At 63.4% G+C, this 12,509-nt stretch carries 11 protein-coding genes; 5 read left to right on the forward strand and 6 right to left on the reverse strand.

The window, feature by feature from the left end; all coding sequences use genetic code 11:
* Positions 1 to 552: 552 nt before the first annotated feature.
* Positions 553 to 2,388 (reverse strand): hypothetical protein, encoded by a 1,836-nt coding sequence (locus Q2100_RS08405; protein ID WP_302913645.1) that lies wholly within the window; start codon positions 2,386 to 2,388, stop codon positions 553 to 555.
* A 302-nt stretch (positions 2,389 to 2,690) separates the two neighbouring features.
* On the opposite strand from Q2100_RS08405, the gene Q2100_RS08410 reads away from it, so the two are divergent.
* On the forward strand, positions 2,691 to 4,349 hold the full coding sequence (locus Q2100_RS08410; protein WP_302913646.1) for a hypothetical protein: 1,659 nt from the start codon (positions 2,691 to 2,693) through the stop codon (positions 4,347 to 4,349).
* Positions 4,350 to 4,395: 46 nt separating this feature from the next.
* Here Q2100_RS08410 and Q2100_RS08415 read toward each other — a convergent pair whose 3' ends face one another.
* The 4 genes from Q2100_RS08415 to Q2100_RS08430 form a co-directional block, all read right to left on the reverse strand.
* Positions 4,396 to 4,890, reverse strand: coding sequence for a hypothetical protein (locus tag Q2100_RS08415; RefSeq protein WP_302913647.1), 495 nt, complete (start codon positions 4,888 to 4,890; stop codon positions 4,396 to 4,398).
* A 591-nt stretch (positions 4,891 to 5,481) separates the two neighbouring features.
* Positions 5,482 to 6,228 carry an SDR family oxidoreductase gene (locus Q2100_RS08420; RefSeq protein WP_302913648.1) on the reverse strand — a complete coding sequence of 249 codons (747 nt, stop codon included), beginning with the start codon at positions 6,226 to 6,228 and terminating at the stop codon, positions 5,482 to 5,484.
* Positions 6,229 to 6,743: 515 nt separating this feature from the next.
* Positions 6,744 to 7,226: a hypothetical protein gene (locus Q2100_RS08425; protein WP_328518116.1), complete on the reverse strand. Its 483-nt coding sequence runs from the start codon at positions 7,224 to 7,226 to the stop codon at positions 6,744 to 6,746.
* A 207-nt stretch (positions 7,227 to 7,433) separates the two neighbouring features.
* A complete protein-coding gene (locus tag Q2100_RS08430; RefSeq protein WP_302913650.1) occupies positions 7,434 to 7,691 on the reverse strand; it encodes a DUF3297 family protein in 258 nt (85 codons plus the stop codon).
* Between the two features lie 158 nt (positions 7,692 to 7,849).
* Between Q2100_RS08430 and Q2100_RS08435 the strand changes: the two genes are divergently transcribed.
* The 4 genes from Q2100_RS08435 to Q2100_RS08450 all read left to right on the forward strand — a co-directional run bounded on the left by Q2100_RS08435 (position 7,850) and on the right by Q2100_RS08450 (position 11,258).
* Entirely contained in the window at positions 7,850 to 8,401 is a 552-nt protein-coding gene (locus tag Q2100_RS08435; protein ID WP_302913655.1) for a YaeQ family protein, read from the forward strand.
* Between the two features lie 112 nt (positions 8,402 to 8,513).
* Positions 8,514 to 8,660, forward strand: coding sequence for a hypothetical protein (locus tag Q2100_RS08440; RefSeq protein WP_302913651.1), 147 nt, complete (start codon positions 8,514 to 8,516; stop codon positions 8,658 to 8,660).
* The gene (locus Q2100_RS08445; RefSeq protein WP_302913656.1) at positions 8,657 to 10,360 is read left to right on the forward strand and encodes a GMC family oxidoreductase; all 1,704 of its coding nucleotides are present in this window, start codon (positions 8,657 to 8,659) and stop codon (positions 10,358 to 10,360) included. Before Q2100_RS08440 ends, Q2100_RS08445 begins: the two co-directional genes overlap by 4 nt.
* Positions 10,361 to 10,448: 88 nt before the next feature.
* Complete coding sequence (locus tag Q2100_RS08450) at positions 10,449 to 11,258, forward strand: LLM class F420-dependent oxidoreductase (RefSeq protein WP_302913652.1); 810 nt, start codon at positions 10,449 to 10,451, stop codon at positions 11,256 to 11,258.
* A gap of 36 nt (positions 11,259 to 11,294) precedes the next feature.
* On the opposite strand, the gene Q2100_RS08455 is transcribed toward Q2100_RS08450, so the two are convergent.
* Positions 11,295 to 11,759, reverse strand: a complete 465-nt coding sequence (locus tag Q2100_RS08455; RefSeq protein ID WP_302913653.1) for an SRPBCC family protein — start codon at positions 11,757 to 11,759, stop codon at positions 11,295 to 11,297.
* Between the last annotated feature and the right edge of the window lie 750 nt (positions 11,760 to 12,509).

Raw genomic sequence — 12,509 nt, forward strand, 5'->3', positions numbered from 1 at the left:
CGGGGCCTGCTTAGCAGCGGGGGCTCGACACGTTGAAACAGCCGCGCGAGATGTCTGCACATCCCTCCTCGTCTGGCTGGTCGAATTGGCGGCACCCGTCGGTGTTGAAGGTGATGCGTAGGCTTCGTGCAGCTGGCCAAGCAGGGCGTGGCAGCGCTGGCTGCCCGGTGCGAGCAGCCAGCGGCAAAAGGTGGCGGCCAGTGTCAGAGGCTTCATGGAACGACGATCTTGATCGTTCGCCCGGAGTAAACCGAGGCCCGCATCTCACTTGGTGTCCGGACCACCGACGATACGATCGCTCGTGTCAGCGGCATCTGGTGATCAAGCGCTGAGCGAGGTACCGCGCAGGCTTCCGTCTGCCAATTAGCGAGTACCAACCGATAAGCGCAGTCGACCGCAGCAAGAGGCACAGGTGGACGGCGTGCAACCGAATGGACGCGTATTGCCTCCGCGCGATCCCGCTGACTCACCATGGTCCGATAGACGACGCAACCAGCCTTGAGCGATATGGCCAACTGGGACTTGTCTTGGTCCTGCGCGACGCGATAGCTATTAGTCAGCGTTTGGCCCGTCACTGACGGCTCCCGATTCCGCCGTGGTCTCATCGCCCGAGTTAGCGTTAGAAGTTCTGCCGTAAAGGAATTGGTGCGCGTCGAAGTCGGGGTCGTGGTCGTCGGACAGCAATCGCTGTTCCCACGCGATGACGGCCGCATTACCTGGCGACTCTTCGACGGCGTTAGCGGCCAATGCGACCGCCTCCTCATGGCGGCCAGCAGCTTCCAGTTGATCGGCGGCCTCCAGCTGTAGCAGCGCGTCGATGGTCGCCGGAAGTGGGTCTTCCTTCCCCGTGCGCCGCGCGGCGTGGCGGCTCGAGGCCAGTTCGGACCACTGGTCAGCAGTCCAAACCGGAATGCCTCGGTCGCAGAGAATGCCGACAGTGAAGGCCATTGGCGTAGGCAAGTCGAGGCAAGACCCGTACTTCTCGGTGAACTCGGCTGCGATCGTGCTGCGGTCTTGCGGGCGCAGCGAGTCATGCCAGAGCACGTGCAGGGCCACCATCGTGGTCTTTGCGTCGCCGTCTGGTAGCCGTGGCACTATGTGCTCGATCTTGTCGACGACGGCGGTGAGGTTAAAGCCGTCGTTGCTCTCGCCCGACCGCCACGACAACAGGGCCTCGACGGCACCGTTAAACCACCGCGCTGCGCTCCAGGCATCGAATGCTTCTGCGTTGCCGATCCAGTACTGGGGTGCAAGCTGCAACTGAACTTGTCCCGGCAACGCGCCCCAATAGTCCCAGGGTTCGGGCTGGGTCTTGGGGGCATCGGCAACGAAACGCATCACGACGTGACGGGTCAATCTCCACAAACCGGCCAGGGTGAGGATGCGGTCGAACTTGACTTCAAACGTCGTCTCTGCACCGTCGGCGAAAATCCAGGCTTCGGCGCCCAGGTCTTGCAGGACATGGCTTCGCCGAGAGCGGATGTCGTACGCGATACCCAACATTCGCTCAAGGTCGGCTGCCCGCGGCGGCCGGACTGCGTTGCCGGCCTCTGCCCGGTAATAGGCGGGGGAGATTCGGGCGAGGGTGGACGCGACGAACCGTCGTTTGAGACCCGCCCGGTCTGCCTCCAAGATTGCATTTCGCACTCGCGCGGCGTCGGCGGAGTCGAGGTCGCTCAGCGCGGAATCGATGATCTTACGTTTGGCTGAGTCGTAGCGATCCCATGTCGTCGGGCTGGTTAGGTGATCGTCGCCAAGTGATTCCAATGCCGCGACGATATCGGTGTAGGCGCCAGTCGGGTCATCGATGGCTCGTCGCGTCGCGTCCACAGTGGTGCGGATAACTCGCATGGAGCGCGCGAAATCCTCGCGTCCGAGCGCGACCAGATCGGTCATGAACGCTTGGACGGCGTCCCATTCGGTCGCGTGAACGACCTGCGCACCGTCGAACAATCCGGGAAACATACTGGCCGCGCTATGACGGCGACGAGCCGAGCCGTCGGCTACGACCAGGCGATGAACTTGATCATCGTTGCGGCTGAAGGTGCGATTCAGCACAAACGACGTCACATAGGCGACATCATCGATGAGTTCATCGCCGCCTGTCGCGACGAGCATTGAGGCGCTGCCATCAAATTTCTGCGTTTCGAGCCGATCCATCGCTTCGATCATCACCGTCGAGACGGCGGCGAACTCGGTTGAACCGGTAATGGTGCCGACTGGCAGGCCGACGGACGTGGGATCGAGCAGCCACGCATTGGTGTACACCGTGCGCCGGTGGGGGCGTTCCCGGATTTCTATGTCGGGCCGAAAGTAGCGGCCAGCGGAAACCTGCAGCATCAGCTGGCCACGAAGTTGCAACGGCGTCTGCGGTTTTCTCTTGGCCATGTCAGCAGCCGCGTACCTGATGGCGGTCGTTGGAACGAACCAACAGCGGTGCACAGGGCCGGGACATCACCGTTCGTGATCGTCGACCAATTCGGACCAGGAACTCGAGCCGCAGTTGCAGCCGAACAGCCGTCTGTAGGCAACGTAACTCGCCGAGGGATGGGGCGCCGGGGACACCCGCGACGTGAAGATCTCGGATCACACCTCATTCTCACGGAGCGATGGCCTCTAGGCACGAATCTAAGGAGGTGGCGCGCCGCGCCTGCCTGGGTTGAGCCACCCTCTGGACGACAATTGGCAGCATGGCGAGCAAGACGGACACCGCATACCCGCCGCCCACAGCGGCAACAGTCCGTCAGCTCTATGGGTCGGCGTTTCGTTGTGCGCATCCGCAGTGCCAGCGGCCGCTATACAAGCTCAACAACGAGACGGGTAATCGGGTGTTGAACAGCCGGGTAGCCCACATCCACGCGCGGCGAGAGGGCGGGCCACGGTGGATCGACATGCTTCCGGAGGAGAACCGGGCCAGTGCCAATCTGATCCTGTTGTGTATCGAGCATTCTTACGAGATCGATGAGACCCCGGACGTTTTCCCGGCGGAGATGCTTCGCGAATGGAAGGCGGCGCAGATCGCCGAGTACGACGATATCCAACGCAACTGGCTGATCAGCGACGAGGAGGTGACCGAGGTTCTCGTCGCGTCGGAGACGTTCGAGGTCCTGCACGCGCCTGCAACAGTTGAGTTGGTGCGGCGGGTCGAGGCGCTACGGCTCGTCGCGGAGCGGACTCGCAGTGGCCCTCGATCGTGGTCACGCCGATGGCAGCAGCTGAACGAACAGACCAAGAGGTCCTTCACCGCGTGGGACGATAACGGTGACCCTGTGTACCTTGAACCCTCGGAATTTCAGGTTCGCCCGCTACAACAGGGCATTCAGAAGGCTTTGACTGCGGCACTCGATGAGGTGCGGCCATCGTCCGAGGCTGCGCGGACCGAACTCGCCGCGGTCCTCACGACGCGGCCTCAGGTGGCGCCGTGGTGCGAGACACTAGATCGTGCGATCACTCGGGTGGTTGAGGGGGCTTCGGTCTGGACAACACGCGCCGACCCGGATGCGGACGGCGTATTCGACACCGCAGTGACCGACCTTCAGCGGGCTGTTGACGACCTGGTTCGGGCCTCGCGTGGCGAACATGTCGATGTGCCCGAACCGCCAATGGTCGTCGGCGAGAAAGACATTGCGGACCCGTTTGCCGAACATCAACAGCTTCTCGACGAAGCCCGGCCATTCGTCCGTGTCAGCCATCGCCCCTACGTCCCGGCGCTACGCGAGCGTGTTGCTGAGGCCACCGAGTACGCGGCGACCATTCCACCGACCGCGCATTTGCTCCCATACGGCCTGGACACGACAGCCCACCTTGCCGTTGCCGTGGCGGGTAATGCCAGCGAGGATGACCTGCTCGAGTTGGTCGAGCGTGACCGACAGCAGCTCCCGACCTGCGCCGCGACGGCCCTGCTGGCGGCGGCTGTTCGCACCGATGACTCCGACGGACAGCACGCCCACGCCAACGCTGCACGTGAACAGCTCCAGCGCCTGTCGTCAGACACCGACTGGTCTTGTGCGGCGTCGTGGGCCGGCAACGGCATCAACGGTCAATCAATGATGTACACCTTTGCCGCTTTGACCTCATCAGACGAAGTGCGCGAACGCCTGGCGCATGCCCTGCACACCAACCCCGACATTCTGGAGCCGCTGGTTGTGTCCTGCGCAGGCTGGGTCGAACAACTCGACCGCCAAACGTACCGACCCTTTCGGTTCGATCGCGTCTACAGTCAAATCCCCGCGTGGCTGCCCCTCGACGCCATCCGAACCGCGTCAGCTTCTGTGCTCAGTGAAGACCACGGACTCGACGACGACCAGATCCTGGCTGCTCTGCTGCAGAGGTTCTGTCACGCACGCTAAGTCAGCGCCCGACCCGGGTGCGCGACCCATCAAGTCCCCAATCGCGCTACGGCGCGTTCACGTCTGCTACTGCATTCTGCGGGTTGTTCCACAGGCGTTGCATCGCTGCCAAGTCGTCAGGTTCCAGCGCAAGATCGCCGAATGCGCCGAAAACAGTCGTGTCCCAGGGGCGTTTCCGGTCGTGCCGCGGCGTCAGCATGACTGCTACTGTCGTCGCTTCGTCACGTATGCCGGGCATAAGTTCTTTAGTCCACTCATGATGGCGGAGCATGACCCACCGGCTGAACGCTTCTCTGTGAAGGTCGGTGAACTGGTTGCACACCGTATACGCCAGATGCAGGTACGCATTTCCGAGCAGGTAACGTCGAGAATCCCAGCGGCTGCTGCCCGCCTGCATCTGTGGAGCTCGTCCTAGATGGGTTAGGAGCCGGCGGCCCATCGTTGCCCGCTCGGCAACCGGCAGGTTGTCGAGTAGATAAAGCGCGTGGACACGCTGTGATTCGTCACGATCCCAAGGGCTTTCGGCGATATCTTCAAGCATCTGCCGGTACATCCGCGCCCCGGGAGGCGCCGCACCACGGCGGTAACGTCACAGTGACGAATCGGGCTCGGGGCCGTAGGGGTTGCGAGGCCACGGGTGTCCGCCGGTGTCAGGTATTTCTGGACCGTCAATCGTCCGGTCCGGCGCTGTCAGGTAGTCGCGGATTCAGGCCCAGCGTCGTGTGTTCGCCGGCCGAACATCCGCAGGTGCATGGGCGGGGACCTGGGCGGGTGGCACTGTCAGATAGTTCTGGAACGCAGGGCGAGAAGTCGGACAGCTCTCGGGTTTTCCCGGATTACTCTCAACTAGTTCTGGATCGGACATGCGCGTCAACAAATGTTGACGAGTGCGGATCGTCTATCGCCCCAGCTAGCCGTTTTGCCGATAAGCCACATTATGTCAACTGTTAGGAATGCTGCTCGTGTGCAACGGAATGAGAGTCGCAATACCGACGACTACTGGCGGCGATGGCTTCCTCGATCGCCCCAGAGGTGTCAATCAAGTCGAGTGCCCAGAGGCTCCTCGCCGTTGTACACGAGGGTCTGTTGCGCGAGGGCGCACCTTGCCGCGTCCCGACCTCAGATAGACCAGCTAAACCTGGTTCATGCCCCCGTCGACGAAGATCTCCGCACCTGTCATGAAGCTGCTCGCATCGGAGCCGAGGAACACCACCACGGCGGCCAGTTCGGCAGGTTCACCTATCCGCTTCATCGGGTTCGTCGCCAGACCGTCGAAGAACACCTGCCGCTGGTCTTTGTCAGGCACCAGTTCGGTGAGTCCCTCGGTCAGGATGGGACCGGGTACGACCGTGTTGACCCGGAAGCCACGCTCGCCCAACTCGGTGGCCCAGGTACGGCCGAAGGACCGGATAGCAGCCTTTGCCGCGGCGTAGGCGCCGAATGCCGGGGTACCCCTGGTGGCCGCGGTGGAGCCGGACAGAATGATCGAGGCACCGGGATTGAGTAGCGGCAGCGTCTTCTGCACGGTGAACACCGTCCCGCCCACGTTGCGGTTGAACGTGTCGATGAGGTGTTCGGGTGTCTCGTCCTCCAGCGTGGCGAACTCGCCACTGCCGGCGTTGGTGAAGACGATGTCGAGACCGGCACCTGCGTCGCGGATGACCCCGACAAGTCGGTCCAGATCCTCGGTGCTGGTGACATCGCTGCCAACACCGACGACACCGGAACCCAGTGACGCTGCGGCGGCGTCGACGCGCTGTTGGGTACGCCCGGTGATGAACACCTTGGCGCCCTCGTCTGCGAAGGCGCGCGCCGTCGCATAGCCGATGCCGGATGTGCCGCCGGTGATCAGTGCTGTTTTTCCTTCGAGCTGAGCCATCTCGTCCTCCTGTTGTCGAAAACGCCTGTTGCGTTTCACATCCGACAACTACGTGACATGACACGTTATTCCGAGACATGTCACCTAAAGGAACAGCGAGCCGCGAAACGCGACAGCGTGGACAAACCCGTGGTGCCACCGCTCTCCCCCGTCACTGAGCAAAATCGTTCAGATGTGGGGACGGAACGGTCTGCCCGAATATCACGACGCCGCATTGGTCATCATCGACACAGTGGCCCGTGTCGTCGCTGGCGTGGAGAACAGTGCCGACACCCCTGGACGCTGCGGACGCAACCCGGTAGTGAAGACGACGAGGTGTTCGTCGACCTCGGTCTCGAGCGGAGACGCGGCAGCGCACACCCCGATCGGATCCTAGAGCTCGACTTCGACGGACTCGCTCGGAGTCGGAGTCCGTGAGATCGACACCGCGCAAGACGTCGAACGGCTCATACTCGTGCTCTTCGCGACGACCCCTATTTCGACCCTCCAGCGGACATAGCGTCGCGGCTGTTGTGTCAGTAGGTGCGATTGCCGGTCGGGCCGACGACGAATCCGTGCTCTCCGTAATGGAGGCCTGGCGGATCGGGAATGTCAGCGGGCCACGAATCCGGCTTGGCGGCCTGACATGCGAGCGTCATGTTGTCGAGCGTTGCGCACACCACGCCATTGCCGGCGGCGAACTTCGAACCGACGGGCAGAAGCGATACAGGCGCGTCACCGATTTCGCCGTCGGTGTCAATCACGTAGCCCGGCTTCGTCAACGTCACTCCCGCGATGATGTCGACAGGGCGAGCGTCCGGTGCGGGACCTTGGCATGAGACGCCGAGGACGAGGATTTGGCTGTTCGCACAGCGCAGGCCCCCTGGGGTTTTGAACGCCCACCCCGACGCGCTCGCGCGCGGCGCGGACACCTCGTAAACCGCGGGATCGACCGCGGGGTAGGAATCGAGGTCGGGGAAGTCGGCCGGTGCCGCCTGAGCCGTGGACGCGCACAGCATGGCCGAGGACAGACTGGCGATTAGTGATAGAGCGAGACCGGCAGGCACCGATGGCATTGCACTCCCCGGAGTTCGAGTGGCCAGCATTTGTGACCAACGTGCTCAATCAATCGAATTATGAACCGTGTTCAGTTTCAGATCGTACGCGGGATTCGAAGGGAGTTCAAGGCTTCGCCGTCGGTACCACCGAGGTGGACCAGGCGTCCGCTATTCCGCTGAGCGGAAATAGGGTTCAACCGTCCCACTGATCTTGACGACCATCGAATTTCCGTGGCGATCCTTCGCGGTAGGGACTTCGACACGCACCCAACCCTCGGCCACGTTGTACTCGTGCACATTGGTTTTCTCGGCGCCATTGAAGCGGATACCCACATCGCGGCGAAGGACCTCTTCGTTGTAGAAGGCGCTGCGCGGATCGATGGAGAGGTGATTCGGTGGAACGTCTGTGTTCTGGTCCTCGGACATGTTGGCCTTCGTTGAATGCTCGGACTGTTCTCAAAGAATCTACGCGACTGTGCCGTAGCGGGATGCGCGTAGGCCTTGGAGGCCCAACCTGGCGTTGGGCGGGTTTTCGGAAGCCGGCCTGACTATTGGGGGAACACCACCAGGGTGGACACTATGACGTGGCTCTTTCTGCAACAGTGTTCAAAATCGAACTCGGCGTCTCCGATGTCGATCACGGTTACTACGCCGATCACACTCTGACCGTAGCCCGTCATCCCAGTGAGACCGATGAGCGGATGGTGGTGCGGTTGTTGGCGTTTGGGTTGCGCGCACACCGGCTCAGCGACGTCGACGGTGAGTTGGCGTTCGGGGCGGGCCTGTCCACCCCTGGTGTACCGGACTTGCGGCTTGCGGACTACACGGGCCGGATCCTGGAGTGGATCAACGTTGGCCAGCCCGATGAACGCACCTTGGGCAAGGCGGCCAGCCAGGCTGACCAGGTGCTGCTGTTCCCGTTCGCCGCCGGCGTGGCCACCTGGTGGCGCACCGTGGGACCCAAGGTGGCGAAGCTGTCGAACCTGTCGGTGGTGCAGATACCGCACGGGCCGGTGCAGCAACTGGCTCAGAGCATCGATCGACGGGTCTCGGCGCAGGTGATGGTGATGGAAGACCAGGTGACGATGGCGGTGGGCGGTGTCGACGTCACCTTCACGCCCGAGCCGTTTCAGTGAACTGGGCCCGAGGTGCTGATCAATAGCGTTGGCGCAATGGACGCTCATCTCGCTGCGGGTCCTGTCACGGATATCGGCCCGAACAGTTTGGGCGCTGGAGGACACTGGCTGTATGTCCACTGCGCTCTGGATCTTCGTTGCGGTCCTGGCCGTCGGCACCGTCGCCGGTGGCTTGTTGCGGATACGGGCCTGGTTGCAGAAACCAGCCTCGCCCGAGGTGATTGAGGCCGCGCGCCGCCGCGACGAGGAAAAAGACTGACCGCGCCGGAGTCGAGCCCCGCCGCCGAATTCGACTTCGTCATCGTGGGAGCAGGCAGTGCGGGCTGCCTGCTCGCCAACCGGCTCAGCGCCAATCCTGACCACCGTGTGCTCTTGATCGAGGCCGGCGGCAAAGACGACTGGTTCTGGATCAAGGTCCCGGTGGGCTACCTGTACACCATTGCCAACCCACGCACCGACTGGTGTTTCACAACCGAGCCCGACCCCGGACTGGCCGGCCGCAGCATTCACTACGCGCGCGGCCGGGTGATCGGCGGCAGCTCGTCGATCAACGCGATGATCCACATGCGCGGCCAGGCCTCCGATTACGAGCTGTGGGCCCAGGCCACCGGCGACGAGCGGTGGCGGTGGGGCGGCACCGACGGGTCCGGTGGCGAGACCCTGGCGATCTACAAGGAGTTGGAAGACTACTTCGGCGGCGCCAACGAGTGGCACGGCGCCGGTGGTGAGATCGCTGTCGAGCGGCCACGTGTGCGCTGGAAGATCCTGGACGCCTGGCAGGCCGCCGCTGCCGAACTGGGCATTGATCCGATCGACGAATTCAATCGCGGAAGCAACGACGGCAGTGCGTACTTTCACGTCAACCAACGGCGCGGCCGCCGCTGGTCGATGGCCGATTCCTTCCTGCACCCCGTCGCGCAACGACCGAATCTGACCATCTACACCCACGCCCAGGCCCTGCACCTGCTGATGGACGGCCAGGTCCACGAAGGTCAGCGGCGCGGCGCGTGGACCACGGCTCGGCACCGCGTCACCGGTGTACGGCTGCGCAGAGACGGCCAGATCATCGACGTTCAGGCCCGCCGGGAGGTGATCCTGAGCGCCGGAGCGATTGGGTCGCCGCAGCTCATGCAGGCCTCGGGGCTAGGACCGGCCGGGCTGCTCACCCAACACCAGGTGCCGGTCACCGTTGATCTACCCGGGGTGGGCGAAAACCTCCAGGACCATCTGCAGCTGCGAACGGTCTACCGGGTGCGGGGCGCCCGGACTGTCAACACGCTCTATCGGAATTGGGTCACCCGGGCGGGCATGGGAATTCAGTACCTGTTGCTGCGCTCAGGACCCCTGACCATGCCGCCCTCCACGTTGGGAGCCTTCGCCAAGAGCGATCCCGCACTGGCCAGTCCCGATCTGGAGTGGCATGTGCAGCCGTTGTCGTTGGCCAAGTTCGGCGAACCCCTGCATCCCTTCGGGGCGATCACTCCGTCGGTGTGCAACCTGCGCCCCACCTCTCGAGGACATGTGCGGATAGCCGGCGCAGATCCGCTGACGTCCCCGCGCATCTCCTGTAACTACCTGTCGACCGACGCCGATCGTCGGATTGCCGTACTCGGCCTCCGGATGACCCGGCAAATCATGGCGGCGCAATCTCTGGCCCGCTACCGCCCGGAAGAAGTGCTTCCTGGCCCCCAACGAGAGAGCGACGAAGACCTGGAGCAAGCGGCCCGTGAGCTGGGGACGACCATCTTTCATCCGGTGGGCACCTGCGCGATGGGGGCGTTCGATCCACACGGGCGGCCACGTTCGGCCGCCACGGTGCTCGACACCGATTGCCGCGTGTACCGTGTCGCCGGCCTTCGAGTGGTTGATGCGTCGGCGATGCCCACCATCACTTCGGGCAACACCAATGCGCCGGTCATGCTGATCGCGGAACGCGCAGCGCGGGCAATCCTGGAATGAGCGTCGGCGTCGACGCGCCGATCCGGAATAAACCCGGACCCGCTGAACTTGGCTCAAGAGTCGCCTCTCCCCCGACTCAGGAGCATCCATGACCCGTCCCGTCCGCGTCGCCGTGCAGATCCAGCCGGGCGGCACGCCCGACTACCGCACATGGCGCGACGCCGTCCTGGCCGCCGACGACCTCGGCGCCGACGTGATCTTCGGCTACGACCACTTCCACTACCCGGCAATGGAGGGCATCGTTGACGGCAAGCCCGTTCTGACAGCAGAGCAGCCCGACGTCGCCAACTTCGAGGGCTGGACCGCGCTCGCGTCGTGGGGCGAGATCACCTCACACGCCGAGATCGGGCTCCTCGTCACCGGCGTCGGCTACCGCAACGCGGATCTGCTCGCTGACATGGCGCGCACCGTCGACCACATCAGCGGCGGCCGGCTCATTCTCGGCTTGGGCGCGGGCTGGTACGAAAAGGATTACACCACCTACGGTTACGACTTCGGCACCTTCGGCTCTCGCTTCGACTTGTTCGACGAAAGCCTGATCCGCATCGAGAACCGGCTCGCCGCACTGATTCCGCCGCCCGTGCGCAAGCTACCGATCCTCATCGGCGGGACCGGGCCCAAGCGCTCGCTGCCCGCCGTCGCCCGGCACGCCGACATCTGGCACGCGTTCACCGACCTCGACGCCTTCCGCAGGTCCAGCGACCGCGTCGACGAGCTGGCAGCGACGTTCGGCCGCAGCGGCGCCGACATCGAACGTTCGACGCTCTGGGAGAACGCCGGCAGCGCCGATGCCTTCCGCGAGGCGGGAGTCACGTTGTTCCAGACCGAACTCACCGCCAAAGACGGTTACGACCTCACGTCTCTCAAGGAGGTGCTCACCTGGCGCGACAACGGTTGAGACACTTCGGATTCACTCCCCTGACGAGACGCCGAGTCAGGATGAGGTCTCGGCGGCGAGCCGGGACAGTGTGTCGTCCAGTTGTTCCTTGGTGACCAGCGGGAACGTCACCTTCTCGAGAAGCTTCTTGTCCGTGACCTTCGACCAGTCATAGGTGTGGCGTACCAACGTCTGATTCGGTCCCTGAGACTCGAACTCCCACAGCCACTCCCATCCTGGAGGCTCGGTGCCCTGGGGTGCCGTCTTCCAGGCGAGCAGCTTGTCCTTCGCATAACCGGACACGTGGTTGTCGGTCTTGTACTCCCCGCCCATGTGGTCGCCCTGCATGTTCATCGTGAACACCTCGCCCACTGCCTGTATCCGGTCAGCGTGATGAACACTGCGGACGAAGCCCGAGCCGTCGAGTGCCGGGTGGCGGTCGGGATTGGAGATGACGTCGAAGACCGCGGCCGCGGACGCATCGATGGTTCGTTCAACGGTGACCTTCGCGTTTTCGCTCATCCCCCCACACTGCCGAAACTCAGCCAATACGGCAACGTTGCGCGGAGACCGAGGCCGGCCTGTAGCCCTGTCTTCACTTGGCCACTTCGACGTCCAGCGGGAGCGCCCGTCGAGTACGAGGACCACAACCTGATGCGGTCGCTGCATCCGCCGAGTCCGACCAGGTCGACGCGTGCCGACCGCGTCATATCCACGCATGTATGGGCGTGACCGCCGTCCCGCTGGTGGCAATCCCAGCACCCAGCGCCTCATCCCCTGTCACTTTCATCCGATTCGCGGCTGCGCATCGCGAGGAAGTCGGCGGATCAACATGGCGGGTTACCACCAAGACTGAGGGCCCACGCCCACGCCGCCGATAGAAGCTGGGCCACCTGGCATCCGATGGGTGCCGTGCACATCATCGATTCGTCTGACAGGACTGACGACCAGACGAATTGGATTCTGGCGCCAGCGGGCGCCAGTACGCAGAGCCCTGCGATATCGAGTAGCCCGCTACTCGTGCCATTGGTCGGACGAGTTCCTAACGTTCGAAACATGCGAAAGCTGATTGCTGATCCCAACCGGCGGCCGGGCAGGCATCCGGTGGCTGTTACCGGTCGTGAAGTGGCAGCGTGCGGCGGGAACGGTCGAGAGACGGCTTCGACGAGGCAGACCATGGCACGTTGGCCAACCCAAAGAAACCAGAATGGAGCATAAATCAGATGAGTTGGAGTGGTTGGTTCAATATCGGCGCCCCGGCTGGCGGATTCG

It is taken from the genome of Mycolicibacterium arseniciresistens (assembly GCF_030519285.1).
Taxonomy (GTDB): Bacteria; Actinomycetota; Actinomycetes; order Mycobacteriales; family Mycobacteriaceae; genus Mycobacterium; species Mycobacterium arseniciresistens.

Excerpts from the sequence above, each read along its gene's own strand:
- Q2100_RS08405 (WP_302913645.1), bottom strand. The coding sequence starts at position 2,388 with ATGGCCAAGAGAAAACCGCAGACGCCGTTGCAACTTCGTGGCCAGCTG.
- Q2100_RS08410 (WP_302913646.1), top strand. The coding sequence starts at position 2,691 with ATGGCGAGCAAGACGGACACCGCATACCCGCCGCCCACAGCGGCAACA.
- Q2100_RS08415 (WP_302913647.1), bottom strand. The coding sequence starts at position 4,890 with ATGCTTGAAGATATCGCCGAAAGCCCTTGGGATCGTGACGAATCACAG.
- Q2100_RS08420 (WP_302913648.1), bottom strand. The coding sequence starts at position 6,228 with ATGGCTCAGCTCGAAGGAAAAACAGCACTGATCACCGGCGGCACATCC.
- Q2100_RS08425 (WP_328518116.1), bottom strand. The coding sequence starts at position 7,226 with ATGCTGTGCGCGTCCACGGCTCAGGCGGCACCGGCCGACTTCCCCGAC.
- Q2100_RS08430 (WP_302913650.1), bottom strand. The coding sequence starts at position 7,691 with ATGTCCGAGGACCAGAACACAGACGTTCCACCGAATCACCTCTCCATC.
- Q2100_RS08440 (WP_302913651.1), top strand. The coding sequence starts at position 8,514 with ATGTCCACTGCGCTCTGGATCTTCGTTGCGGTCCTGGCCGTCGGCACC.
- Q2100_RS08450 (WP_302913652.1), top strand. The coding sequence starts at position 10,449 with ATGACCCGTCCCGTCCGCGTCGCCGTGCAGATCCAGCCGGGCGGCACG.
- Q2100_RS08455 (WP_302913653.1), bottom strand. The coding sequence starts at position 11,759 with ATGAGCGAAAACGCGAAGGTCACCGTTGAACGAACCATCGATGCGTCC.